At 34.8% G+C, this 25638-nt stretch carries 22 protein-coding genes and 1 tRNA gene; 15 read left to right on the plus strand and 8 right to left on the minus strand.

The genetic code is table 11. From position 1 onward, the window contains the following. Positions 1-227: 227 nt before the first annotated feature. A complete protein-coding gene (locus tag KKI44_RS00615) occupies positions 228-659 on the minus strand; it encodes a type I restriction enzyme HsdR N-terminal domain-containing protein (RefSeq protein WP_214589371.1) in 432 nt (143 codons plus the stop codon). A gap of 7 nt (positions 660-666) precedes the next feature. Here KKI44_RS00615 and holA point away from each other — a divergent pair, with 7 nt between their 5' ends. The 11 genes from holA to KKI44_RS00670 all read left to right on the plus strand — a co-directional run bounded on the left by holA (position 667) and on the right by KKI44_RS00670 (position 13063). Next, a complete protein-coding gene (gene holA, locus KKI44_RS00620) occupies positions 667-1704 on the plus strand; it encodes a DNA polymerase III subunit delta (protein ID WP_214589372.1) in 1038 nt (345 codons plus the stop codon). 184 nt (positions 1705-1888) lie between these two features. Next, positions 1889-2830 (plus strand): thioredoxin-disulfide reductase, encoded by a 942-nt coding sequence (trxB, locus tag KKI44_RS00625; protein ID WP_214589373.1) that lies wholly within the window; start codon positions 1889-1891, stop codon positions 2828-2830. 229 nt (positions 2831-3059) lie between these two features. Further along, positions 3060-3147 (plus strand) — tRNA-Ser (locus tag KKI44_RS00630). Between the two features lie 251 nt (positions 3148-3398). After that, positions 3399-4616 carry a site-specific integrase gene (locus KKI44_RS00635; protein ID WP_214589374.1) on the plus strand — a complete coding sequence of 406 codons (1218 nt, stop codon included), beginning with the start codon at positions 3399-3401 and terminating at the stop codon, positions 4614-4616. A 280-nt stretch (positions 4617-4896) separates the two neighbouring features. After that, positions 4897-5316: a very short patch repair endonuclease gene (locus tag KKI44_RS00640; protein WP_214589375.1), complete on the plus strand. Its 420-nt coding sequence runs from the start codon at positions 4897-4899 to the stop codon at positions 5314-5316. Further along, positions 5313-6548, plus strand: a complete 1236-nt coding sequence (locus KKI44_RS00645) for a DNA cytosine methyltransferase (protein ID WP_214589376.1) — start codon at positions 5313-5315, stop codon at positions 6546-6548. Before KKI44_RS00640 ends, KKI44_RS00645 begins: the two co-directional genes overlap by 4 nt. Further along, positions 6541-8880: a sensor histidine kinase gene (locus KKI44_RS00650; protein ID WP_214589377.1), complete on the plus strand. Its 2340-nt coding sequence runs from the start codon at positions 6541-6543 to the stop codon at positions 8878-8880. The genes KKI44_RS00645 and KKI44_RS00650 overlap by 8 nt, the downstream gene beginning before the upstream one ends. Further along, positions 8873-10000, plus strand: a complete 1128-nt coding sequence (locus KKI44_RS00655; protein WP_214589378.1) for a hypothetical protein — start codon at positions 8873-8875, stop codon at positions 9998-10000. The genes KKI44_RS00650 and KKI44_RS00655 overlap by 8 nt, the downstream gene beginning before the upstream one ends. Next, positions 9987-10754, plus strand: coding sequence for an HNH endonuclease (locus KKI44_RS00660; RefSeq protein ID WP_214589379.1), 768 nt, complete (start codon positions 9987-9989; stop codon positions 10752-10754). Before KKI44_RS00655 ends, KKI44_RS00660 begins: the two co-directional genes overlap by 14 nt. A gap of 43 nt (positions 10755-10797) precedes the next feature. Continuing rightward, positions 10798-12480 (plus strand): hypothetical protein, encoded by a 1683-nt coding sequence (locus KKI44_RS00665; RefSeq protein WP_214589380.1) that lies wholly within the window; start codon positions 10798-10800, stop codon positions 12478-12480. Between the two features lie 31 nt (positions 12481-12511). Then, positions 12512-13063, plus strand: coding sequence for a hypothetical protein (locus tag KKI44_RS00670; RefSeq protein WP_214589381.1), 552 nt, complete (start codon positions 12512-12514; stop codon positions 13061-13063). 35 nt (positions 13064-13098) lie between these two features. On the opposite strand, the gene KKI44_RS00675 is transcribed toward KKI44_RS00670, so the two are convergent. The 5 genes from KKI44_RS00675 to KKI44_RS00695 form a co-directional block, all read right to left on the minus strand. Next, on the minus strand, positions 13099-13290 hold the full coding sequence (locus KKI44_RS00675; protein ID WP_214589382.1) for a hypothetical protein: 192 nt from the start codon (positions 13288-13290) through the stop codon (positions 13099-13101). 341 nt (positions 13291-13631) lie between these two features. Further along, the gene (locus tag KKI44_RS00680) at positions 13632-14267 is read right to left on the minus strand and encodes a hypothetical protein (protein ID WP_214589383.1); all 636 of its coding nucleotides are present in this window, start codon (positions 14265-14267) and stop codon (positions 13632-13634) included. A 16-nt stretch (positions 14268-14283) separates the two neighbouring features. Continuing rightward, positions 14284-14670, minus strand: coding sequence for a hypothetical protein (locus tag KKI44_RS00685; protein WP_214589384.1), 387 nt, complete (start codon positions 14668-14670; stop codon positions 14284-14286). A 122-nt stretch (positions 14671-14792) separates the two neighbouring features. After that, a complete protein-coding gene (locus KKI44_RS00690; protein WP_214589385.1) occupies positions 14793-15194 on the minus strand; it encodes a hypothetical protein in 402 nt (133 codons plus the stop codon). Between the two features lie 192 nt (positions 15195-15386). After that, on the minus strand, positions 15387-15821 hold the full coding sequence (locus tag KKI44_RS00695) for a transcriptional regulator (RefSeq protein ID WP_214589386.1): 435 nt from the start codon (positions 15819-15821) through the stop codon (positions 15387-15389). Between the two features lie 631 nt (positions 15822-16452). Between KKI44_RS00695 and KKI44_RS00700 the strand changes: the two genes are divergently transcribed. From KKI44_RS00700 to KKI44_RS00710, 3 genes are all read left to right on the plus strand, one after another. Next, the gene (locus KKI44_RS00700; protein WP_214589387.1) at positions 16453-17751 is read left to right on the plus strand and encodes a TlpA family protein disulfide reductase; all 1299 of its coding nucleotides are present in this window, start codon (positions 16453-16455) and stop codon (positions 17749-17751) included. A gap of 92 nt (positions 17752-17843) precedes the next feature. Next, complete coding sequence (locus tag KKI44_RS00705; protein WP_214589388.1) at positions 17844-21038, plus strand: SusC/RagA family TonB-linked outer membrane protein; 3195 nt, start codon at positions 17844-17846, stop codon at positions 21036-21038. Between the two features lie 117 nt (positions 21039-21155). Beyond that, the gene (locus tag KKI44_RS00710) at positions 21156-22511 is read left to right on the plus strand and encodes a RagB/SusD family nutrient uptake outer membrane protein (RefSeq protein ID WP_214589389.1); all 1356 of its coding nucleotides are present in this window, start codon (positions 21156-21158) and stop codon (positions 22509-22511) included. Between the two features lie 83 nt (positions 22512-22594). Here KKI44_RS00710 and KKI44_RS00715 read toward each other — a convergent pair whose 3' ends face one another. Continuing rightward, positions 22595-22903: a hypothetical protein gene (locus tag KKI44_RS00715; protein WP_214589390.1), complete on the minus strand. Its 309-nt coding sequence runs from the start codon at positions 22901-22903 to the stop codon at positions 22595-22597. A gap of 280 nt (positions 22904-23183) precedes the next feature. Next, positions 23184-23612: a MauE/DoxX family redox-associated membrane protein gene (locus KKI44_RS00720; protein ID WP_214589391.1), complete on the minus strand. Its 429-nt coding sequence runs from the start codon at positions 23610-23612 to the stop codon at positions 23184-23186. 270 nt (positions 23613-23882) lie between these two features. On the opposite strand from KKI44_RS00720, the gene KKI44_RS00725 reads away from it, so the two are divergent. Then, the gene (locus KKI44_RS00725; protein ID WP_214589392.1) at positions 23883-25589 is read left to right on the plus strand and encodes a helix-turn-helix domain-containing protein; all 1707 of its coding nucleotides are present in this window, start codon (positions 23883-23885) and stop codon (positions 25587-25589) included. Positions 25590-25638: the final 49 nt, after the last annotated feature.

Consider the following 25638-nt stretch of genomic DNA (forward strand, 5'->3'; position numbering starts at 1 on the left):
GCTGCAAAATATCTACTAAATTTTTTATTTAAAGTTGATTATTATAAATGAAAAAGCTCACAATAGTTTTTAAAAATTTTTGATTTTTATTCTTTTGAGCGCTTTTGTGGTTAATTCTGAATTAGTTGTAAAGTTTATCATTTAAATTTTCATCATCAATTTAACTCAATCAACCTAAAACTTAGCCTCAACCTCAATCAATCTTAACCTTAACCTCAATCTCAACCTCACTCCGGCTTATAAAACAGATACTGCTCATTCTCATAATACGCATGAATATGCTGCAAACCATTCGTCAGAACAATCTCTTTCGCTCCGATCACAGAATTATATCTTGCAGTCTGCTCAAAAGTCTTTTCGGTTAATTTAATTTGCGGAGCTTTGCATTCAATTAAAATTTTAGGCTGTGCTTTTTCAGTAATTAAAAGATCAACCCTCTTCGTTAAACCATTTAAAACAATCTTTTTTTCCGTAATTAATGCAGAAGCAGAGTAGGACTGTACCGTAAGATAATAATGGATCCAGTGTTGCCGTACCCACTCTTCAGGAGTCAGCAAAAGGTAAGTTTTACGAACCAAATCATAAATAAAAAACTTATCTTTGTCTTTCTTGAATTTAAAATCAAAAGTTTCCTGAAAATTCAGTTTTGGAAGTTCCATTTATAAGATGAAAGAATTAGATTTAATCCTCAAAAATATTAAAAATAAAGAAGTTTTACCGATTTATTTTTTTCACGGAGAAGAACCCTACTTTATAGATCTTGCTGTAAAAGCTCTCGAACACGACTTTCTGACGGAAGATGAAAAAGCATTCAACCAAACCGTAGTCTATGGGAAAGATACCACTTATCAGGAAGTTCTTTCTTTGGCGAGACAGTTTCCCATGATGGGCGACAAACAGGTTATCATTGTAAAAGAAGCGCAGGATTTAAGACTCGCCGAAAGCGAAAGCAATGCTCTGGAAATATACGTTCAGAATCCTGTTCCGTCCACCGTTCTGGTTTTTGCACACAAACATAAAAAATTAGACAGTAGGAAGAAAGTCACCAAATCTTTAGAAAAAGCGAAAGCATTATTTTTAAGCGAATCAATCCGCGAAAACAACCTTCCCAAATGGATTGCAGACGAATGTGCCGCACTAAAAATAAAAACAGCTCCCAATATCTCACATCTTTTAGCAGAATATTTAGGAAACGACCTTTCAAGAATTGCCAATGAGCTGAATAAACTGAAAATTATCCTGAAAGAAGGTGAAATTTTAGACGGAACCATCATCGAAAACCATATCGGAATCAGCAAAGAATACAATGTTTTTGAATTACAGAAAGCTTTAGGAACAAAAAATGCCAACGCAGCATTTAAAATTGCACATTTTATGGGCAAAAACCCTAAAAACAATCCTTTTGTGATGATGTTGGCAAGTTTATACAATTACTTTTCCAATGTCATTATTTATAACACGATGATGGGTCAGCCACCTCAGACAATTGCTGCACAAATGGGCGTAAATCCTTATTTTATAAAAGATTATGCAGAATCGGCGAGATTGTATCCATTAAAACATGCAACCAGAGTCATTTCAATTTTAAGAGAATTCGACATGAAAGGAAAAGGATTGGGCGCAGTAAATATGAGCGAAGCAGAACTGATTAAAGAATTGGTTTACAAAATTATAAATGTCGATAAAATTAAAATGAAAGTATGATTTTGATAACTGTTGCTGACTGATTGACCTCAATTGTATCATCAACTAATAATCGGCATTTAAAAACTACTATCGAAATTCAACATATTAGATATTGACAACTATCATTAAAATAACTTTAAATAAACAGTAAAAATTCCGAAATTAGCACTCGGAAATTTTAAATTTTTTTGAAAAGCAGAATATGGAGCAAAACATTTTAGATTGTGTGATCGTTGGATCTGGACCTTCTGGTTTCACAGCGGCAATTTATGCAGCAAGAGCAGACTTAAAACCTGAACTGTACACAGGTCTGGAGCCGGGCGGACAATTGACTACAACTACTGAAGTCGACAACTTTCCGGGATATCCCAACGGAATTACAGGTCCTGAAATGATGATGGATTTGCAGAAGCAGGCTGAAAGATTCGAAACAAAAGTACATTATGAAATGATTACTAAAGTTGAATTTTCAAAAGAAGTGGGAGGAGTTCATAAGCTGTACGCAGGAAATAAAGAAATTTATGCAAAAACAGTAATTATTTCTACCGGAGCTACTGCAAAATATTTAGGTCTTGATGACGAAAAAAAATACAACGGAGGAGGAGTTTCTGCCTGTGCGACGTGTGACGGATTTTTCTATAGAGGAAAAGATGTTGTGGTGGTAGGAGCAGGAGATACAGCAGCAGAAGAAGCAACTTATCTTGCAAAGCTGGTGAACAAAGTAACCATGTTGGTCAGAAAAAATGAATTCAGAGCTTCTAAAGCAATGGTTCACAGAGTGAATAATACGCCCAATATTGAAGTGAAGTTCCACCACGAGTTAATCGGTATTGAAGGAGAAAATAACCTTGTGGAAAGAGCGGTAGTCATTAATAATCAGACTCAGGAAAAATCTACCATTGATGTCCACGGAATTTTCATTGCCATTGGTCACAAGCCGAATACAGATATTTTCGTGGGACAGATTGATCTGGATGAAAACGGATATATTGTAACGGAAAAAGGTTCTTCAAGAACAAATCTTCCGGGAGTTTTTGCAGCAGGAGATGTTCAGGATCACATCTACAGACAGGCGATTACAGCTGCGGGAAGCGGTTGTATGGCAGCCATGGATGCAGAGAAGTATCTTGCAGAATTGCATTAATCTTAAGAAATTAAATATAAAAACGCATCTTTCGGGATGCGTTTTTTGTTTACAATTCGCACAAAAATTATTTTTAAAAGGGTATAATTAGAGTTTTTAACCGAAATAATTCACCTGATTTTTAGTTCATTATTAATTTTTGTTAAAATTTGTCAGGAAAATATTTTGTCAGAATTGAAAAACGTTCTATATTTGCACCACTGAAAACAACGATATAATCGGAGTTTCTGGAGAGTTGGCAGAGTGGTCGATTGCGGCAGTCTTGAAAACTGTTGACTGTAACAGGTCCGGGGGTTCGAATCCCTCACTCTCCGCCAGGTTAGAAACCAAAATAAGCTAAAACGCTGTAAACATCAATGTTTACAGCGTTTTTTGTTTTAGCGCAGTATCAAAAAAAACCAAAATGGGTCACGATTTATATGTCCTATTTCGTGTCCCATTCAAAAAATTACAAAAATGGGTCACGAAAAATCAGGGAAAACCCGACCAATAGGCGGTCTAATGATTGTACATCTTGCAAAAAGTGGTAACAAAAAGTAAATTATTAACCCATTAAAGTTATCACACAATGAACAAAACATTCAACCTGTTATTCTTTATCAAAAAGAACAAGATCAGAACCAACGGAACCGCTCCCATCTACCTACGAATTACGATAGACTGCAAGGCAGCAGACATTGCTGCTAAAAGGTATATCGATCCGAAGAAATGGGATGTTAAAGCACACAAAGCATTGGGTAATTCGCAAGAAGCCAAAACACTGAATCTCTATCTAAAAACTTTGGAACAGAAAGTTTATGATTTCCACTACCTGATGCTGAAAGAAGAAAACTTTGTAACTGCAGAGAGTTTAAAATCTAAACTGCTTGGAACAGATATTGAGCAAAGAATGCTTATTCCGATATTCCAGGAGCATAATGACAAAGTGGAAGCTTTGGTCGGTCAGGATTTTGCCCCTGGAACATTGGAGCGTTATAAAACATCTCTAAAGCATACTCGAGAATTCATTAATTGGAAATACAAAATCTCTGATATTGATATCACGCAGATCGATCACGGTTTTGTCAGCGATTATGACTTCTGGCTGCGCAGTGTAAGAAAATGCGGAAACAATACGGCTGTGAAATACCTCAAAAATTTCAAAAAGATCATTCGTCTGTGTATGGCGCACGGCTGGATCACAAAAGACCCTTTTCTAGGCTATAAAGCAAAAATAAAGGCAGTGGAACGCCCATATCTTACCAAAGAGGAAATTCAGACGATCTACGAAAAGGAATTTACATCAGACCGATTAAACCAAGTTCGGGATATTTTTCTATTCAGCTGCTATACAGGCCTGGCCTACGTGGATGTTAAACAACTGTCAAAATCTAACATCAATATCGGCGTTGATGGCGACCAATGGATTTTTACCCATCGTCAAAAGACCAATACCTCAACCAGAGTTCCGCTATTGCCTTTGGCTCAGGAACTGGTTTTAAAGTATGAGAATCATCCGCAATGTGTCAATTCAGATGTTCTGTTTCCTGTTCTGAGCAATCAGAAGATGAATTCTTACCTCAAAGAAATTGCGAGTGTCTGTGGAATCAATAAGGATTTAACCTTCCATATTGCAAGGCATACTTTCGCTACAACTGTTACCTTGTCCAATGGTGTTCCTATTGAAAGTGTAAGTAAAATGCTTGGACATACCAATATTAAGACTACTCAGCATTATGCGAAGATTTTGGATAAGAAAGTGAGTGATGATATGGCGCTATTAAGAAATAGGCTTAAAACTAAATAAGTAAAGATTGATGATTAGTCAATACTAAATATGTTGTAAAGTTGTATGTATACATTTTATCATTCAGATCGTCAAATATTTCCTATACGAATCATTTAACACAGCCCAGTATTATTATTGTTGTCTATTCTATTATTTGTTGGAACAAACTTTTGGGGTCTTTGTTTGATTTTACAAAGAATATAAATAAATCGTTAATAATAAGCATTGGTTAAAATTTGTAAAAACACATGTCGTCAAATGACCGTTTTTACTTATATTGCAATTAATTTTTTTTATTATGGCGGATGTACATTCCAAAGAAATAAGAAGTTATAATATGAGCAAAATAAAGGGTAAAAATACAAAACCTGAAATTTTGGTGAGAAAGTTTCTTTTTTCTAAAGGATTTCGCTATAGATTACATAAAAAAAGTTTACCCGGTACGCCAGATATCGTTTTAAATAAATATAGAACGGTAATATTTATACATGGTTGTTTCTGGCATGGTCATGATAATTGTAAATATTATGTAGTTCCTAAAACAAAAACAGATTGGTGGCTCGAAAAGATAGGACGAAATAAGTTAAAAGATGAAGATAGCATTAATAAATTAAAAAATGATGGCTGGAAAGTAATCATTATTTGGGAGTGCCAATTAAAAATAAAAAAAAGGGAAGAAACTTTGAAGAAGTTAATTGAAGAGTTAGAAAATAAATGAAAGCTACAATAAAATATATTGATTTATTTGCCGGCGCAGGTGGTCTTTCTGAAGGCTTCTATTCACAGGGATTTACTCCCGTAGCTCATGTTGAGTATGATAAAGCAGCGTGTTATACCTTAAAAACACGTTCGGCATTTCATTTTCTTAAAGAAAATGGAAAAGTAGAATTATACTATAAATATCTCAAAGGAGAAATAGACCGTAAACAGCTATATTCATATATTCCAGAAAATGTATTAAAAAGTGTTATAAATGCTGAAATAGGCGCTGAAAATAAAAGGATTTTCGATTCAATTGATGATTTATTGCAAAATGAAACTGTAGATCTTATTATTGGTGGGCCTCCGTGTCAGGCATATTCTGTTGTAGGAAGGGCTCCATTAAAGCATAAGAAAGATGATGAACGAACCAGATTGTACATTCAATATGGAAGATTCTTAAAAAAGTACAGTCCTAAGATGTTTCTTTTTGAAAATGTTCCAGGCATATTGTCTGCAGCAAATGGACAATATTTTAGAAACCTTCAAAGCTATTACAAAAGATTGGGTTATAAAGTAGAAGCTAAATTACTTAATTCATTTGACTACGGCGTAGTACAACATAGACAAAGAGTGATTATTATTGGATGGAAGAAAGAACTAGATTTCTCTTATCCAACTATTCCTACTGTTAGTAAAAACTATAGAGATAGCATTTTTTCTGATTTGCCTTTAATAAAACCAGGAGAAAATAAAAGAATTCATGAATACCGAACTAAAACAAATGATTATCTTCAATCGAATGCGATTAGAAATGGGATCGATTTTGTAACTCAACACATTGCTCGTCCACACAATGAGAAAGATTTGATGATATATAGACTCGCAATTGATTATTTAGAGCAAGGACAAAGACTAAAAAATGACCAAATCCCAAATGAAATGAGGACTCAAAAGAATATTTCAGACTTTCTTGATAGATTTAAAGTGGTTGATAATGAGCCGCACACAATGATAGCACATATTGCAAAGGACGGACATCATTTTATTCATCCTGATAAAAACCAACTTCGCTCTATATCTGTGCGAGAAGCAGCAAGAATTCAATCTTTTCCGGATAATTTTTATTTTGAAGGAATTAAAGAGAATCAACCTCGGACATCTGCTTTCAAACAAATAGGAAATGCAGTACCACCTTTAATGGCAGAAAGAATTGCAGAGCAGATAAAAAATATACTTGATAATGACTGAAGATAATAATATAAAAAGGCATTCTTTTCAGCCAGGTTCGATGTCCATAATTCAGATGGGTGAACAGCTTATTGGGCATCCAAGTACAGCTATTAATGAATTGGTAAAGAATGGTTATGATGCAGATGCACTTTCATGTAAAGTTTATTTCTCATATTCAAATATTCTAAATGAATCTTTTGCTGTCATTTTCGATGATGGTTCAGGAATGGATTATGAAACGCTTTTTGGAGATTGGTTAAAGCCGTCTGTCAGCTCGAAAAGAAGAGTGAATAGTAAGAGTGATAAGTATAATAGAAATCAGCTCGGAAGTAAAGGAATTGGTAGATTGGCATCTATGGCACTTGGTGAAAGAGTTACAGTTATAACTAGAGAAAAGGAAACGATAGATTATAATTGGATAACAGTTAATAGAGAAGCTTTTAAAGAAGAAAAATTGTTGTCTGAAATTAACTTTCCCGGGGACACAATATCAGATTATTCTGTCTTATTTCGTAATGGAAATATTATAAAAGAGAGAAATGCCAATGTAAATCTTTCTCTTATCAGTTTCTTAAAGAAAGCCAAACTGGAATCTTTTAAAAAAGGAACACTAATTATAATTGAGTCATTAGATGATTCTGTTTTAAAAATATTAAAAGAAGATCATAATCAGCCTGAATTACCGAATCAAACAACGTCTTATGAAACTACAAGTTTTTATAAAGCTCTTGCGACTCTTATTACTCCACTGAGTTTGAATAATGAAATTCAAAAAGAGTTACAAGAAAAAGGATTAATTGATAATAAAAAGGCAGTTTCTCCTTCGAAAACCGAGTTTTCTATATATTACGGAACTAATCTTTTACCAGACCAGGATACAGATGAAATTGAATGGCTTCCTATATCTCCTATTCCAATACAGTCTGTTTATAACTATAGAGTATATGGTAAGGTCTCGGCAGAAGGAGATGTCTACGGTTATATGTCCTATAAAAGATTAAAAAATGATAGTAGAGAAGAAACTTTTGAATTGTCAAAAAGCGAAATTATAGATAAAAAAGATATTCAACCTGGTTTGTTCGATGATACAGAAGAAAATGAAACGGGAGAATATTATTTTGATATCCGAATTTACGATATAGGAGAAAAAGATAACTTAGAAAATCTTGCAAACGAAGCAAAACTTAAGAGTGCCGCACAATTCAGATCTGTATTTAAAAATTTTCAAGGAATGAGAATTTCTAAAAATGGATTTGGTGTAAAGCCTTATGGGGATGAAGTTGAGGATTGGATAGGACTTTCAAAAGCCAGAGTGCAAGATCCTGGTAAAAATGTCAATACTAATCAGATTTTAGGATATGTCTTTTTCTATTCTCCTGAAAATGATAAACTTGAAGAAAAAACTAACAGAGAGGGTTTTCTAGAGAATAAAGCGTTTCAACAAGTTAAAGTGACGATGCAAGGGATTTTTTCTTTACTTGGCAAGAAAAGATATAATTATAGACTATTACAAGGGTTAGGAAGAACACCTACAAGTAAACATCAACGACCTGATTTTGAAGAGTATTTTAGTACATTGCATAATCTTAATGCCGGACCGGAAGTTATAAAATATTCACAAAAATTTATGAATGATGTGACTACATCATTGGATAACATTGAAGAGTCTCTTTCATTTTCAGAAAGATTGGCTTCCTTAGGAAGTGGAATTGAATTGGTTTATCATGAAATGGCACAACCTATTGCTGGATTAAGAACTACGAAAGCGTCACTGGACTTAAAGAAAACAAAAGTCAATTCTGATGTTATGGATAATTTTGTGAAAGATATAAATAATCTCACTTATGCTACTGATGTATTAACTGAGCTAAGGAAATCTTTGCAGCCTGCAATAGGAAGGGCTAGAAATAAGAAATTTATCCCTTCTAATACCTTTCTTAGGGTATGTAATCTTTATAAATCAGATATTGAAGAATATAAAATATCTATCATTACTGATTCCAGACTTGAAAAATATGAAATTAATGATTTGGAATATGCTTTCTGGATTGCATTTCTAAATATAGTTAATAATGCAGTGTACTGGATAAAAAAGACGGAAAGACCAGGTGAAATACGATTTAGTATGGAGAAGGATGCATTTATAGTAAGTAACTCAGGGCCATTTATTAATGAAGATTTAATTAATTATATTTTTGATTATGGCGTCACTACTAGGTCTGAAAAAAATGCTACGGGATTGGGGCTTGCATTTACACAAAGTATTCTTAGCCGAAATAATTGGAATATTTCAGCAGAAAACAGAGAAAATGGACCAGCGTTTATTATAAAAAAAGAAATCAATGGATAGAAAAGGTGTAATAATTCATTTAGATAATGATCTAAAAGGGATTCTCCAACCCTCTAAGGATTTATTTGATCAAATTGGTATCGAGATAGATTATATTATTTGCTCGACAAAAGAAGAATTTGAAAGTTCTATCTCAGAGCATAAAGATTTTGTAAAAGCATTAGTTTTTGATCTTTTAAGTGAAGAACCTACGGCTGGAGAATTAAATCAAAAAGATGCTGAATTTCTTGAAAATGTTAGAGACGGATTTGCGGCCCTTAATATTCCAATTTTTATATACAGTGGATATCTTGAAGCTTTATCAGATCAGTTCGATAATTGTGGGACAGTTTTTAAAGTAGATAAAGATGAGGATTTTAAAGAAAAGATTATAGACAAAATAATTTTATTTTATGAATCCGGTTTTATTGATGTTTTTTGTCCGGGAGGTTTACTAGAGAAGCAAATACACATTGATTTACATAATGCATTTACTAAGCAATTTATTCAAAATGATGAAATTGAAAAAATTATTAAAAGTATCAATGGAAATAAAAACTTAAAAGAATCTTCTGAAAGAATAAAAAAAATTTTTAAAAGAATAGCTGTAAGGACATTGCTATTTGAGTTATTACTTCCTGAAGTTAATGAAGAAGGGCACATAATTGAAGAAACTGTAAGCAGCTCTGAACACTATATAAGGCGTATTGGGTTAATTCCAGTTTGGACAGGCGATATTTTCAGGAAAAATGATAGTGATGAATTTATTTTTATTTTGACCCCTAGATGTAATGTTATCCGAAATAACTCTATTTTAGTTTGTCCTTTCATTTGGAAAGATATTATATCTAAAAAGGATAAGATTTCTAAAATGCTCCAAGCTGATCCTACTGTATCTGGATATGATAGATATTTGCCTCCTTCTCCCATTTTTGAAGGTGGAAAATTATCCCTATCAAAGTATTTTATGTTAGAAAAAACAGAAATATTAGCCAATTACTCACTAGTAATAACTTTAAGTGATGAATTAACAAATGAAGTTTTAGGGAAATTTGGAGCCCATTTTTTTAGATCTGGCATAACACCGTGGAATACAGATGAACTTTCTGAAGAGATAATAGGTACAAATGCAAAAAAATAATTGGACATACGAAGAACATATTCTTGCTTTTAATTTATATTGCAAAATACCATTTCCTAAAATTAACAGTAATTATCCACCTATTAAAGAGCTTGCTTTCATAATTGGTAGAACGAACGGCTCTGTTGCTATGAAACTAGCAAATTTCGCTAGACTTGATCCTTTTCAAAAGGTAAGAAATGTCTCTGGATTATCTCAAGGAGCGAAGGGTGAAGAGATAGTCTGGAATGAATTTAATAACAATTGGGAGGAGCTAGTGTATAAAAGTGAACAGATACTTGCCCGATATAAAAATAATTCTCTTGAGTATTCGTCCGATATTATTACAAGCGATCTTCCTCCTCCAGGTAAAGAACGCGAAGCTCTTGTTAAGATACGGGTTAATCAAGCTTTTTTCAGAAAATCTGTAATTGCTTCATACAATTTCAGGTGTTGTATTACAAATATTGCAATTCCTGATCTACTTATTGCAGGACATATTATTCCTTGGTCAGTAGAAAGTGAGCATAGAACAAACCCAGCGAATGGATTATGTCTTAATGCTCTTCATGATAAAGCATTTGATAAAGGTTTAATGACTATAACACCTGATTATGAAATTAAATATTCTGAAAAGCTACTTAAGGAGACTGATAAAACCGACTTTGAGAATTTTTTTTCTCCTTATCAAAATAAAAAGATTAGACTACCGCAAAAATTTCATCCATTAGCTGAATTTTTAGAATATCACAATTCTAAAATTTTTATGCAATAATTTGGAATTTGTTCAAAACGATTAACCCAAAAAATAAAACTAAATGATAACTATTGCTCAACGACTTCAATTTGAGGATGTCTTTCCTGATGAAAAAAAAGAAGATGTAGTTTATTACATTAAAAAAGTTTCAAAAGAAACATTGTTAAGAACTATTGGATTTTGTAACACAAATCCAACCACTAATTTTGATAATTTTTTTACTAATCCCACTTTGCAGGATAATATTTTTGAAAAAGTTATAAGATATTCTAAAAAGAATAATATTAAGGAAAAACCTATTCTTATTTCCAAGTATGCAAGTTTAAAATTGTCTGAGCATATATTAGCACAGAAAGATTTATTAGAGGAGCCAATTTCTATAGATGAAGATGAACTGAATCTTTTTAAAGCATTTTTAGTAATAAATACAGAGCTCAATAATAACCAAAAATTTGACAATTTAAATTCTGACAATTTTGAAAAACTTGTTGATTTGACTTTAACATTCAAATTTCCTGAATCCGATCTGGCGTTATTTAGCAATGATGATTTAGAATTTTTAAAATTGATTTATACAACGATTTATAAGGTTGATGAACTTTTTAAATTTCTTAATAGCAATGATGATTTTGTCGAGCTTAAAGTAGAATTCTTAAAAAGTTTCAACACTGATAGCGAAGAAGAATTCATTAAGCATATGAAATTCTTATTTGGTAAACTGTTAGAATCAAAAATTACTAAGAATTACACCTTTGAAGTGGACGATGGCAGTGCTTTGAATTTCCTAAAGTCGATGAGCTCTGAAAATATTAAAATTGATGAGGACTTCACAATTCTTAAAAATAACCCGATATATTTCTTAGAAGATAATCTATTTTCAATAGTAAACTATTTCTTCGCTGTAGATAAATTTTATAGAAGCACGAAATTTAAACTGAAAGAGATTTATGAAAGTAAAGAGTCACTAAAAAAGAAGTACGGAAATTTTTTCGGTTTTTTTAATAAGAATTTTTCAGAAGATTTTCTAATGAAGAATTTGTTAGACGATATTTTTCACAAAAAGTATTTTGTTAAAAAACCAGATACTGAAAAAGAGTTAGACGGAGAACCTGATTATTATATACGTTATGACAAAAATATATTTCTTTTTGAGAACAAAGATGTTTTAGTCTCTAAATCACTAAAATCTTCTGGAAACATCGATGATATTCACAGTTTGCTCGAATCTAAATTTGTTAAGGATGGTAAAAAAAGTGTTGGAATAGGACAGATTATTAACTCTATTCAGGAAATACAGGATAAAAAATTCCGATTTGATGAAGGTGTTAATTCAGATAAAAAATTCACAATATATCCTATACTACTAATTCAGGATAGAATATTTCAGAGTCCTGGAGTCAATTATAGACTAAATGATTGGTATAGATCAATGGCCAAAGAAAAGCTGGGTACCAATTACGATAAAAATTATATCAAAGGATTAACTGTCATTGATATCGACACTTTAATTTTTTGGGCACCATATTTAAAACAAAAGGATAGACATTTTAAAGAGATTTTAATTGATCATTTAAAAAGAATGGAAACTCATAAAAAGATCAATGCTTCTACAGAACAAGAGGCATTTTATCGAACAAATAAAAATTTGATGGAACAACTCGGCTCAATTTCTTCTAGAAAAATACCTTTTAGAATTCCAACAGAAGATTTTGTGCAAATGTTTAAAGAAGTAATAGTGGACTAGATTTCCTAGTTTACTGAATATTTTTTAATTTATGAAAGAATCTGAATTTCTTCTTCAAATTCACAAAAGGATTTCTATTATTTCAGTTGGGGCTTCAGCACTTAGAAATCAGGGTGCATCTGGTATTATAAAAATTGCTAGAGATTATTTTTATCAAATAAATATTAATGAGTTTGTAAATGCATTGGAAACCGAAAGCTATTATAAACTTTTTCTCAATGAACATACTGAAAATTTAATTTCTAATTTTCCAGAAAATGGTAAATCTTGGGGAGCTGCAAGAAAAGGATTGAATTTATTCTTCCGAGAAATTATTTATAATAAATTCTTTTCTGACCGGTACGGATTTCCTAAAGATCTTTTCGAATTTAATAAGAAATTCAAATTTTTGGAAGTACCTCTCGACAGAGATGTCGCTTTAGGTATATATTATGAAACCGACATGATTTTACCCAAATGGAGGTCTATAAAAACTTTGGCCCAAGACGGTAGTGATCTCTATCAAAAGGCAGCACAGAAGATAGCTGAGAATGAGAAAACAGCAAGAGTAAATCTGGATTTAAAATACTGGAGAAATAATTAAGGGCCTCTTACAATTTAGAATTGACACTTATTGTTTCAACCTCGTATCTTCATACTTCTCCCTTTCTGTTTTGAGAGATACCAGCCATCCAAATACATATCTTCAGGCATACTACGGTAACCAATTTTATGAATATGAGCATATTCTCTATTCATAAGATCAAATAATTCTTTAGCTTTTGGATCAGCCAATGTAGCATGAATATCTTTTGTACTATATTTTTTCATTAGGTTTTGAACTGTTTTGTACGTGTTTCTGCTTGTAGTAATAAAGCATTAGCTAAGTATGGATGAATTTGAATAACTCTTTCTGCACATTTTATTGGAAAACTTCCATCATTTTCAAACACGCCCCGTAAGGGCGCATCTCACAATCATATTTCTTTAGTATTTATATTTCCAGTATTTGAACGAAGAAAATGATTTGCTTAACGCAATAATTTATATGTATTTAAACTTGATATTTATCTATAATTTTCTTTTTTGTTATCTCACAAATTCAGAAATAAAATTCTTTCGATAAATAGATTTTTCTTAATAAGGAATAAAAATCCTCGCTATATTAGGATTTATTTTGATTCATTCAGTTTTTCTTGATATTCTCGAAAAATGATTTCAGATTCTTTATTGATTTCTTCATATTCATCCCGAAATTTTTTATATTGTTCTACCGAATTAAAAAAATTGGTATATAGATTTAATTCACCTAAAACAATGCTCCAGTAGTAGTTATAAATTCTACTTAATTGGCCATCAAGTTTATTTACTAAAAAATAATAATATAATCTCCAGCGAAACCAATCCTCATATGTTTCGAAATTTAACCAGTTGTTGAAATGAAAGGTTATAAAATGGTTTAGATTATCTATTCTAAATTCATATTGAATTTGAGTATTTTTATTATCAAATGCCTTCTGCCTTAAGTCTTCGATTGTATTAGCATATATATTTATACCGAAGTTATTTTTGAAAAATACTCGATGATAGTATTCGTTATTTTGTAAATATTCATACTTGTCGCCTAAAGTGTCTTCTAGTTGCGCAATTTGATGGATTTCTAAAGAGCTATGTTCAATACTACCTGTTCTTAGCCAGTTTTTAAAATTAAAATCTTTAATAAAATCTTTTGCTAAATGATTTGTAAACTCAATTCCTCTATCCATAGCACTCCACCAAATCTGCGGAGAAAAATCCGTTCTCTTCATCTTTTATGTATTAGTTTTATATCTGCTTATAAATTAAATAACCTTTCCCTTTTAAAAATTCAATGCAATTTTCCTCAGTTAAGAGTTCCAACTTAGATATATCTTCACTATTTAACTTTTCTGAACGCTGATATTTTAGATCAAAGTCTGGAAATCTTCTTTTAATTTCATCGAACAAAAATTTTCTTTGTTCAGGATTTGCCTTTCTGTAGTATTTTAGATCTTGTGCATAGTGATTCTCTGAACCATTCTTATATAATTTAGACTCTTCTTTAAACGTTATTCTAAAAAAATAATTGACTTGAGACTTTTTAATGTTTGAATCATTATTGTGAACCACGCCCTCAATCAGGTAGATACATTTTCGATATTTTAGAACATCAAATTTTTCAAAATTTTCCATAATTTAGTCTTTATACAGATTTAATGATTGACCTTTTACTTCTTAGGTTAACCTCCGTAATTTAGAAATTACGCTTAATTTAGTTACTAAAATTATTCTCAAATATGTCTTTTTACTTATATTTAAATTTCATCTGAATCTCTTTCATAAATTTTATCACCAATTATATCTGCAGAACAGTTTTCTTTTTTTATTTTAATAGTAACTGTCATAGATTGGTCTTCATCAGTGGTATCAAGGTCTTTACATCCATTGTAATATTGAACATCGTAAATAAGGTCACATTTAACCTCTATTTCTAACTGATTATCTGCTATAAGAACATAATCCTCACTGACATTAACATAATTGACTGTTCCACGATCGGAAGAAGAATAATATTGGTTTATAAAGGATACCATTTCATTTTGAAAATCTTTTTCCAAAAACTTTTTTAGATTCTTAAAGTCTAAACCGTTAGAAGAAAATATATTTGAGCAGTTTAGCCTTGAAAATTTTATTGGGAGAATATTTGAATAATACATTTTTTGAGTTATTAGGAATTTGCTTCAAAGTTACGTAATGTTTTTATCGCTTCATCACGGTCTTTCTATAATACACAAAACAGGAGTCTGTTTAAAAATATGAAAAAAACATTACACCTTGGATGTAATGCTTGCGAAGCTATCGCTTAGAATCTCACACAGAAAACTAATTTCCACGAAATTATAAAATCTTTATTTTTTACCACCAGTATTTCTTCTATTAATGAAAAATTTAACCTCTTCATCAGTCAAAACTCTTTTTTCGAGAATTGCATAGTTCTTTATAACATTACCATTCTCGTCAAAGTCGACTGTATCATTTCTTTTTCTATTAACACGAAGTTTTAAATATAATAAGTCATTTTTTAAAATCTTATCGGGTAATAAATCGTTGTATGATTCTTGTTTCAAAGCCACAGCAGCAAGGTGAATTTTTCTTATATTATAACGTGAATTTGAATTAAAATTTTCAACTTTACCTACATAGCCATCAGCAAAACCCATTCTCTGTGATAACTCTACCTGCGAGATATAAGGTTTTGCTCTTCCTCTAAGTTCTCTAATTTTATCAATTAGAAATAAATCTAATTCAGCGATGATAACTTCTACAATTCTTCCTTCTTCCATTTTTTAGAATTTATAGCAATTACCAGATTATTTACAATATACACACATCCATATTTGGATATATTAAAGATTATTTATATATTTGCTCTCGTACGTTAGAAAACGTAATTTTGCGATACTTCAAAAAATACTAGAAGCTATTCGCTTAGAATCTTGTATCAGAAAACTGGCACTTTTCATTTTACCACAAGACAATAAGCAGATCGCTCACGTCCTTAGGCGTGGGCTCTCTTATTCGTGGTAAAGGGTATGCCAGTACCTCTGATACGGTAAGTAGAGTTCCACGCCGTTTTTATTTCCAATGCTGTCTGCTATCTCTACATTTCTCTAAGCCGCTTTTACTATTAAGTATAGATTAGGCACGATACAATGGCAGCGCATCCATTGGGGCTTTAAGCTCACACCAGAGGTAAATTTTCATTCATATTAAATTGTGACCTGTATGGGCAGGGAGTTTTCTGCACTGGTAAAGCTTCCTCCATACGGTCTTAAAAACCATAGTACAGCACGAAACAGACAGTAAAAATTAACAACCACAAAGACCAATAAAAAAGCCCTTTCCATACAGTTTGCAGACCACAGGAAAGAGCATAATCAGTGATTAATAATTATTAAAAACCTATTCAAAAGTATGAAAAATATCTTTTGCAGGGGAATCCTGTCCCTTGTTTTTACCCTTGTGGCAGCTAACATATCCTTTGCCCAGAACAAGTCTGTTAAAGTTGGAGAATCTCTTCCTGAAAGCTTCTGGACAACTTCTTTTCACGTGGTCAACCATCAACAAAAAACTTTAAATCTTTCTGACGATAAGAATAAACTCATTCTCATTGACTTCTGGAACACCTGGTGCAGTGCCTGCCTGAAAGCATTTCCCAAAATGGAACAGCTTAAGGAGCAGTTCGGAGATAAAGTAAAAATTCTGGCCGTAAGCAATCAGGATCGTCAGATTCTTGAAAAGTTCTTTGCTTCTAAAAACGGACAGCGTTTCAACAATGTTGTCTCCGTAGCAGGAGACCAGCTCTTTCATCACTTGTTTCCGCATCAGGGCGTTCCCTATGTTGTATGGATCAAAGATGGAAAGCTACTCATCACAACAGACGGTTCCCAGGTCAATGAAAATACCATCAGTAAGGTCTTAGGCGGAGAAAGTTCCGGTCTTCAGACCGTCATCCAGATGAGCAGGGAAAGACCCCTGATGCTTTCCGAGGATTTTGACCGTGAAAAGGGCTTGTCAATGATCAATTATTCCCTTTTCGCGAAAGGAAGAATACGGGGAATGGGCTTTGGCTCAGGTTTTCGAAGATCGGGTAAACAGATATACGGAAGACAGTTTACCAATCTTTCCCTGCTTGAGATCTTTTCCACGCTTGCCGATGAGATATTTCAGATGCGTAAAGAATCTTTTAGTGAGAAGCGAAGAATCGTAGAAGTTCAAAACCCTACCGTATTGGACTATATCAAAAAAGGTGACGAATCCGTAGAAGACGGCAATCTCTACAGCTATGAGTACATTGTTCCTCTATCCAAAGCAGATTCCCTCTATCCGTTAATGCTGAAAAATATCAGCGAGTATGCAGATTATAGCGCTACGATCGAAAAAAGGAAGGTTAGATGTCTGGTACTAAAGAGGACATCATCCATCGATAAGCTAACGACCAAAGGAGGCCCAACGCGTTTTTCATTCTCAATGACAGAGACGACCTTAAAAAATGCTTCACTCTATAAATTGGTCAATAACCTAAATGCCATTCCCGCAGTTTCCTTGCCCATAGTTGATGATACAGGAGTCACGGGCAATATAGACCTGACAATGGGAGCGATCTCGGATGTACCTTCTATCCAAAGGGCACTTTCAAAATATGACCTGGACCTTCAGGAAGAAGAGCTTGAAATTGATATGCTCATCATAAGGGATAAATTGAAAAATTAGCTCCGATATATTGAGGAGAATAGTATTAAATAAAAGTATTCTCCTATCTCATTTCAAAAACTAAACAATTATTCAAACTGTAATTTTTAACTATGAAGAAACTATACATCCCGCTATTGCTATGCTGTACGTTGTCACTCACGGCACAGCATACTGTTTCAGGTTATGTGATCACTGAAGAGAATTCGCTTCCACTTTCGGGAGCAACGATCAATATTACGAACTCAAAAACCGTTGTGATCACCGATAAGAACGGCTTTTTCAAACTTCCTGCAAATGGGGAAAAGGTCACCCTGAATATTTCGCACAGCGGCTACAGATCAGCATCGCTTGATGTTACATTACCGCTTGATAAACCCCTGAGAATTGTTATTTCGCACAAAGTGAATGACATTCAGGAAGTGAATATCTCCACCGGTTACCAGAAGATCCCGAAAGAAAGAGCTACCGGCTCCTTTACATTTACCGGTAATAAACTGCTCAACCAACAGGTCAGTACCAATATACTCGACAGGCTTGCCAGTGTTGCGGGAGGTGTTTTCCTGGAACGGGGACGTTCCGGAAGTCCCCAGCTGATGGTCAGAGGACTTAGTACCATTAACGGCCCCAAATCCCCCTTGATCGTGGTCGATAATTTTCCCTATGAAGGTGACATCAGTAACATCAATCCCAATATGGTGGAAAGCATTACGGTACTGAAGGATGCCTCAGCAGCCAGTATATGGGGTGCAAGAGCCGCCAATGGGGTCATTGTCATTACTACAAAAACCGGGAAATTCAATCAGCCTGTCAAAGTGGAATTCAATTTCAATACAAGCTATAGCCCCAAGCCGGATTTTGGCTATCTGAAAACAATGTCATCTTCCGATTTTATAGAGGTTGAAAAAGGATTATTTCAAAAAGGTTTCTATAACAGTGATATCAACTCTTCCTCTCATCCTGTTCTGTCACCAGTGGTCGATCTGTTGAATAAAGCAAAAAACGGATTGATCTCTTCCGATGAAGCTGATCGTCAGATTCAGCAACTAAAGGGCATTGACGCTAAAGAACAATTCCGCCGCTATATGTACACGCCTTCGGAAAAAAGACAATACTACGTAGGCATCACAGGTGGAGCTCCTGCATTTTTATGGAGCACTGCACTGGGGTATGATGATAACACCGGAAATCTCGGGGAAGACTATAACAGGATGAACCTGCGTTTCCAGAATGTATGGAAACCAGTAAATAAATTATCGCTCACCAGCAGCCTATATTACACGGAAACTACTACGAAAAGCGGGCGTACTGCTTACGGCGGGATTATTATGGGAAGAAACTCATTCGTTCCCTATATGAAGCTGGCAGATGAGAACAGCCGTCCTCTTGCCGTGAACAAAGATTATAACCAAAACTACAAGGACAGCTTTGAAAAGGGCAAGCTGAATGACTGGAATTATTATCCTCTGACGGACTGGCAGAATGATGGGATAAAAACCAAAGCCTCGGAAGTGATGGTCAACGCCGGCATCAATTATAAAATATGGAAAGGGCTGGAAGCAGATGTAAAATACCAGCATCAACGTTTGAATGACAATTCTGATAACCTGCATAATGCCCGGAGTTACTACGCGAGGAACTACGTCAATAGTTTTGCCCAGATCAATAACGGCAATGTAACGTTCATTGTTCCCAAAGGTGGTATTTTAGACCAATCCGCTTCTCTGACCACCATCAACAACATCAGAGGACAGGTCAGTTACACAGGGCAATGGAACAGGCATAACATCTCCGCCATAGCAGGAGGTGAAAGCCGTGATGCCGTCAGGACCTACCATTACAACCGCTATTATGGATATGACCAGGACCGGATGACCTCCGGCGCTGTAGATTACGCCCATCAATACCCGCTGCTTCCCACAGGCAGCACTGATTTCATACAGCGAAACCAGTCTCTGGGAAAACGCACCACCCGTTTTGTTTCCCTTTATGCCAATGCAGCCTATACTTACGATAACAGATATACGATTTCCGCAAGTTTGCGAAGGGATGCCAGCAACCTGTTCGGGCTTAAAACGAATGACCAGTGGAATCCTTTCTGGTCGGTCGGTACTTTATGGGATATTTCCAAAGAAAATTTCTATAGGATAGCCTGGCTTCCGACCCTAAAGCTAAGAGGTTCTTTCGGCTATAATGGGAATATTGATCCTGCAATGGTGGCAGTAAGTACAATTGCCTACGACCTGGACAACTCAGTTTACACCGGAACGCCAATGGCCCGTATCGACAATTATTACAATCCAAATCTTCGATGGGAAACCTCAAGTATGGTTAACATAGGACTCGATTTTTCTTCCCGGAACAACAGGATCAGCGGCTCCGTGGAATATTTTACCAAGAAAGGAACCAATCTCTTTGGCCCTGCGCAGATGGACTATACCACAGGTATTGATTATATGCGCTCCAATGTGGCAGAGATCAAAGGAAAAGGGATGGATATAGTACTCAAAACGCTCAATATTGATAAGGTCATTCAATGGAACACTATTCTCAACTTCAGCATTTACCACGATAAGATCTCAAAATATTATCTGCTGAACCCAATGGCCAATCAATTTATAGGTAATGGGTCTTCTGTACCGATTTCAGGAATTGAAGGAAGACCGGTGTATTCGATATTCGCTTACCAATGGGCAGGACTGGACCCCAAAACGGGAGATCCCAGAGGTTATCTTAATGGCGAAGTGAGCAACGACTATGCAGCTCTTACCGGTGCAGGAAAATCGGTTAATGACCTGGTGTTTTTTGGTTCAGCGTTACCTACGGCATACGGCTCGTTTATCAACTCGGTGGGCTATCAGAATTTTAGTCTCGATATCGGTATTGTATTTAAATTGGGATACTACTTCAGAAGAAGTTCCATTAACTATACCAACTTATACAGGAGCTGGACGGGACATAGCGATTTTGAAAACCGCTGGCAGAAAGAGGGTGATGAAGCATTCACGGATGTTCCGTCCAATACATTGCAAAGCAACGCCAACAGGGATGCTTTTTACAGTGGTTCGAGCGTGCTGGTAGAAAAGGCAGACCACATCCGTTTGCAATACATCAATCTCAACTATCGTTTCAGTGAAAATTTTTTACGATCGACAATGTTCAAAGATCTCAGTTTATTTGTAAACCTTAGTGATCTTGGTTTTTTGTGGAAAGCCAATAAAAGTGGAATCGATCCGGATTTTAACCTGGGTGGCAACGGATTGAAACCACCTTCTGTCTATACCATCGGATTACGTGCAAACTTCTAAACTTCTGATTTAACATTACTTATTATATTATGAAATCGCCATTAAAAAGCTTGCTAACCAACACCAATGAAGATGGGCGATAACATATGACCTTTGAAAAACAATAAATATCTACATATGAAAAAGTCATTTAAAATAACATTAGGATTATTATCTGTAGTGATGATACTGACAGGCTGTAACCGCTTTCTGGATGAAAAGTCTGATTCGACACTCGCCGTGCCTGTGAGCCTTGAAGATAATCAGGCATTGATGGATCGCCTTTCTGATGTGATGATCAATTTTGCATCTAGCGGACTGGCTTCCTGTGATGAACTCTATTTGTCGGATGCCGATTTTGATGCTATGGAATATCAGGAGGATAAAAGATTGTACACCTGGCAGAAAGATCATGTATCCGCCAGTCAGGGTGCAGGGAATGATTGGTATTATACGTACAAAGCTATTTATATTTCTAATGTTGTCCTCAATAATCTGGACAGCTACGCCATTCTGGGAGCCGAAAACGTAAGAGGACAGGCATTGGCAATGAGAGCGATACGCTACCTGGATGCGGCGCAGATCTGGTGTCCTGCCTATAGCAGTGATAAGGCTTCAACAGATCTGGGACTACCGCTTCGTTTGGATCCGGATATGAATATTACCTCCCAGCGATCTACTGTAAAACAGACATATGATCAGATCCTGAAAGATCTTCAGCAAGCGGTGGATCTTTTGCCGGTCAAACAAGTCGCTGCCAGCAGGCCATCCAAGGTCACGGCATTAGGATACCTGGCAAGGACTTATCTCTTTATGGGCGATTATCAGAAATCCCTGCCCTATGCGTTACAGGCATTGAGCTACCAAAACACACTGGTGGATTTCAATACACTGAACGTAACAGAATCATACCCCATAAAGGATATGAATCCTGAAGTTTTGCTGCGGACAACTATGAGGATCTCAGCACCCGTACGTTTTGCAGCAGCTAAAGTGACCGATACGCTGTATCAGAGTTATAACGCTAATGATCTCAGGAAATCGGCCTATTTCAGAATCAATGCTAACGGCGATATTTCCTTTAAGGGCAATTATACCGGAGGATCCTCAGGGAAAATAACCAGTGTTGCAGTGGACGAATTGTATTTGATAGCAGCAGAATCCTATGCTCAAACGAACGACATCACCAATGCTATGATGATGCTAAACAATCTGCTTATTAAGAGATGGAAAACCGGAACCTATATTCCTTTTACAGCCGGCTCAAAGCAGGAAGCCTTAGCAATTATCAAAAAAGAAAGATGCAAGGAACTCTTGTTCAGGGGAATTCGCTGGGCAGATCTTAAACGGTATAACCGGGATGGAGCGAATATCACACTCACCAGAACGATTCACGGCCAAACTTACACGCTGCCTCCGAATGACCTTCGGTACGCAATAGCCATACCGGAAGATATTATCAGCCTTAGCGGAATGCCGCAGAATCCGAGATAAATTCTAAAGCAGTAGAATAAAAACTATGAAAGAAGGCTGGCAAATGCCAGCCTTCGATTTTCATCATTTATTGCCAAAAGTAATCAGGGCTTACGATTGGAACTCATAGATAGAACTTGCGCATTGCTTTTTCCATCCAAAACATCATTCAGGGTCTGTCCGTCGGGAACCACAATACTACAAGGTCTTTCTCCTTCAACTTCACATCCTGAAGCGTTGGTGGTCTGCCAGTGTGAGGTATTGGCAAATGCTCCGGAGGCAATATCTGTGCTGTTATAGAAGTACGTCGTAGCCGCTTTTTTCTCCATCACTTTGAAGGACATCACAGCCCCTGAGAATATCACGGCAGCTATAGCTACCGCATTGGCTTTCAAAATTTGATTAAGTTTCATAATTCCGGTCTTTTTATACATCAAAAAAGATTACCATAAAAACTTTAGAAACTTGCGTGAGAAGTAAGACTGAGTAGGTTAAGTCATTTAATTATACCGATAGATTTACAAATCTTATCGTACCAAAATATCTTATTCTATATATTCTCAAACAAATTGTTGTTAATAAAATCATTTTAGAATGTCGGATCGTTAAACAGCTTTCGGCTGTCTGATTTTAAGGTTGAACATTAATTGCAAATTCAGTCATAATCATCCGTAAGCAATTACGGTAACATACTTAGTCAGCAGACCTGCTGTATTTTAGATCTAAACCTAAAGCAATAATAGTAAGGACGACACAGCCAACATTGAAATACAGATGCTGGTTCCAGCTCATTTTCTCCAAAATTCCGCCGCAGGAACAAGGGAGATTTTTACTTGTACTTAGGAGTAATGCAATATATCCCGTAAAGATGAGCATCAAAATAAAGCTTCCTATCAGTCCAATTGTTCTTGTTTTCCGGTAGCACAACAATCCTGCAATAAGAAATTCAGCAATGATTATCATAAAAGGCAGGAATTGTGAAAATCCATTCAATAAAGATGATTCTAATATTTGAGTCCGAAAATTTTCAAAGTCCAGTACCTTACTTATACCTGCATAACAAAAAAGCAGGATAAAAAAGTAGCTGACGAATTCTACGATTCTTGTGTTCGACTTTTTCATAATCATTATTAGTTTTTTTATTTTTTTCTTCCGGTTATTCGCCTTGAATTCTGAAGACTAAATTACATTGATAGGAAGGCTGTGGAAAGCATTTGTGGGAAAGATGTATCTTTTTATAAGTCACAAATGATACATTTTTACCACTGTTTTTATTTTTAAATAACTGAAAATAAAATACTTGTGTCGTTTTTGCGGCTTCTGTCAACGCATTGGCTCCTACAAGTGATTTTAAAAAGATTTTTCCGGTAAATTTGAGTATATCTTATCGCTATGAATTGTCATCATAAGATTTTACTGCTGATTTTCAGTCTATTGTCCTTCTTTATGATGGCACAGGATTCTGAAAAACTGACATACAAGACGATTTCAGACTTGTATGCGGGTTATCCTGAAAATGATGAAAGAGCAATGGTCTTTGTAAACCGCTATATCGAAAAAGCAAAAAAAGAGCATTGTCTTAACAAACAGATCATAGGTTATGAAGAAGCCATCTTTTATACTAAAAATATAGACCGCAAATTATCTTATGCTGATAGTGCCATTTCTGTGGCGTTGCAAGCAAAAGTCCCAGATGTCATCTCAAGATCCTACCTCGGAAAAGGAATCATTTACTATTACAACAAAAGACAGTATAAACAGGCTTTGGAGCAATACCTTAAAGCTTATCAATGGTCTCAAAATTCAGACAACGATTATCAGAAAAACAAGGTTGTCTATCACCTCGGAATGGTAAAAAGTTATCTGGGTGATTACAAGGAAGCGTCCGGACATTTTATAAATACAGCGAGTTATTTTGAGAAAAGCCTCAAAGAAAATCTTAATCCCAACACCAGGCTGAATAATGAGACGGGATATTTTAACAGCATTTATCGGCTTAGTACCTGTTATAGAAATTTAGGGTTGTACAATCAGGAAGATTCGTTGGTTGATATGGGTTTGCGAAAACTGGAAAATATCAACGACCATCTATTGGAATACGGTTATTTGCAAACAGGAAAAGGCCTACAGCTTTTGAGAAAAGGAGATAAAAATGAAGCCTTAAAACATTTAAAACTATCCCGTGATATTTTGCTTAATAATCAGGATTACGGTTCGTTGACAATGGTTTACTATTATCTAGGAAAAGCATATTGGCTCCAAGAAAACAGGACGGAATCTTTGCGTTACCTGAATAAAGTAGATTCTATGATTCATAAATTCCATTTCATAAGTCCGGAGATCCGCTCGAATTATCAGTATCTTCTTGATGATGCAAAACAGAATGGTAATGTTGACGGGCAATTATATTATATTGACCAGCTGTTGAAAATGGATTCAATTCTCATTGCTGATTTTCCAATGATGGCATCAAAAATCTATCATGACTATGACAGGATTCCATTATTACAGGACAAACAATTGTTGAAAAAGAAAAATCATAATATTAACCTATTGAATATTACTGCGGCTGTAACGATCACTATTTTGTTCTTTATTCTACTGGCTTACCGGCGGCGGATGAAAAAGAAAAGGATTGATATTAAGTATTATGAATTGCTGGAGAGAATGAGAAGTCAGGATGGTTTTGTTGAGACAATTCCCATTCCTTCCAGTAAAAAAGAGCCTTTCAGTCCGGAAGTTATAGAAGATATCAAAGTTAAACTTAAAAATTTTGAAGAGCAGAAACAATTTCTTACCAAAAATCTCACTTTACCAAAGGTTGCCAAAATGTTTGGCAGAAACCATTCCCAATTGTCTTACGTACTGAACGAGCATCTGAAAATGTCTTTCACGCAGTATCTGAAGACTTTAAGAATCGGTTACATTACCAATCTTCTTATGGAAAATAAAAAGTTTCTGCTGTACAAAGTTGAAGATTTAGCCAAAGAATGTGGAATGTCCAGCCGACAATTGTTCTCATCCCATTTTCTCGAAATCAATGGGATGAGACCCATAGAATTTATAAATAAGAGGCTGAAGGAGATTGAAGAGAATTGATTATTTGAAATAAATGCTTTGTAATCTTATACCGATACTTCTTTTACAA

The sequence above is a fragment of the Chryseobacterium sp. ZHDP1 genome (genome assembly GCF_018603435.1).
GTDB classification, from domain to species: domain Bacteria; phylum Bacteroidota; class Bacteroidia; order Flavobacteriales; family Weeksellaceae; genus Chryseobacterium; species Chryseobacterium indicum.

Excerpts from the sequence above, each read along its gene's own strand:
- KKI44_RS00615 (WP_214589371.1), bottom strand. The coding sequence starts at position 659 with ATGGAACTTCCAAAACTGAATTTTCAGGAAACTTTTGATTTTAAATTC.
- holA (WP_214589372.1), top strand. The coding sequence starts at position 667 with ATGAAAGAATTAGATTTAATCCTCAAAAATATTAAAAATAAAGAAGTT.
- trxB (WP_214589373.1), top strand. The coding sequence starts at position 1,889 with ATGGAGCAAAACATTTTAGATTGTGTGATCGTTGGATCTGGACCTTCT.
- KKI44_RS00635 (WP_214589374.1), top strand. The coding sequence starts at position 3,399 with ATGAACAAAACATTCAACCTGTTATTCTTTATCAAAAAGAACAAGATC.
- KKI44_RS00640 (WP_214589375.1), top strand. The coding sequence starts at position 4,897 with ATGGCGGATGTACATTCCAAAGAAATAAGAAGTTATAATATGAGCAAA.
- KKI44_RS00645 (WP_214589376.1), top strand. The coding sequence starts at position 5,313 with ATGAAAGCTACAATAAAATATATTGATTTATTTGCCGGCGCAGGTGGT.
- KKI44_RS00650 (WP_214589377.1), top strand. The coding sequence starts at position 6,541 with ATGACTGAAGATAATAATATAAAAAGGCATTCTTTTCAGCCAGGTTCG.
- KKI44_RS00655 (WP_214589378.1), top strand. The coding sequence starts at position 8,873 with ATGGATAGAAAAGGTGTAATAATTCATTTAGATAATGATCTAAAAGGG.
- KKI44_RS00660 (WP_214589379.1), top strand. The coding sequence starts at position 9,987 with ATGCAAAAAAATAATTGGACATACGAAGAACATATTCTTGCTTTTAAT.
- KKI44_RS00665 (WP_214589380.1), top strand. The coding sequence starts at position 10,798 with ATGATAACTATTGCTCAACGACTTCAATTTGAGGATGTCTTTCCTGAT.
- KKI44_RS00670 (WP_214589381.1), top strand. The coding sequence starts at position 12,512 with ATGAAAGAATCTGAATTTCTTCTTCAAATTCACAAAAGGATTTCTATT.
- KKI44_RS00675 (WP_214589382.1), bottom strand. The coding sequence starts at position 13,290 with ATGAAAAAATATAGTACAAAAGATATTCATGCTACATTGGCTGATCCA.
- KKI44_RS00680 (WP_214589383.1), bottom strand. The coding sequence starts at position 14,267 with ATGAAGAGAACGGATTTTTCTCCGCAGATTTGGTGGAGTGCTATGGAT.
- KKI44_RS00685 (WP_214589384.1), bottom strand. The coding sequence starts at position 14,670 with ATGGAAAATTTTGAAAAATTTGATGTTCTAAAATATCGAAAATGTATC.
- KKI44_RS00690 (WP_214589385.1), bottom strand. The coding sequence starts at position 15,194 with ATGTATTATTCAAATATTCTCCCAATAAAATTTTCAAGGCTAAACTGC.
- KKI44_RS00695 (WP_214589386.1), bottom strand. The coding sequence starts at position 15,821 with ATGGAAGAAGGAAGAATTGTAGAAGTTATCATCGCTGAATTAGATTTA.
- KKI44_RS00700 (WP_214589387.1), top strand. The coding sequence starts at position 16,453 with ATGAAAAATATCTTTTGCAGGGGAATCCTGTCCCTTGTTTTTACCCTT.
- KKI44_RS00705 (WP_214589388.1), top strand. The coding sequence starts at position 17,844 with ATGAAGAAACTATACATCCCGCTATTGCTATGCTGTACGTTGTCACTC.
- KKI44_RS00710 (WP_214589389.1), top strand. The coding sequence starts at position 21,156 with ATGAAAAAGTCATTTAAAATAACATTAGGATTATTATCTGTAGTGATG.
- KKI44_RS00715 (WP_214589390.1), bottom strand. The coding sequence starts at position 22,903 with ATGAAACTTAATCAAATTTTGAAAGCCAATGCGGTAGCTATAGCTGCC.
- KKI44_RS00720 (WP_214589391.1), bottom strand. The coding sequence starts at position 23,612 with ATGAAAAAGTCGAACACAAGAATCGTAGAATTCGTCAGCTACTTTTTT.
- KKI44_RS00725 (WP_214589392.1), top strand. The coding sequence starts at position 23,883 with ATGAATTGTCATCATAAGATTTTACTGCTGATTTTCAGTCTATTGTCC.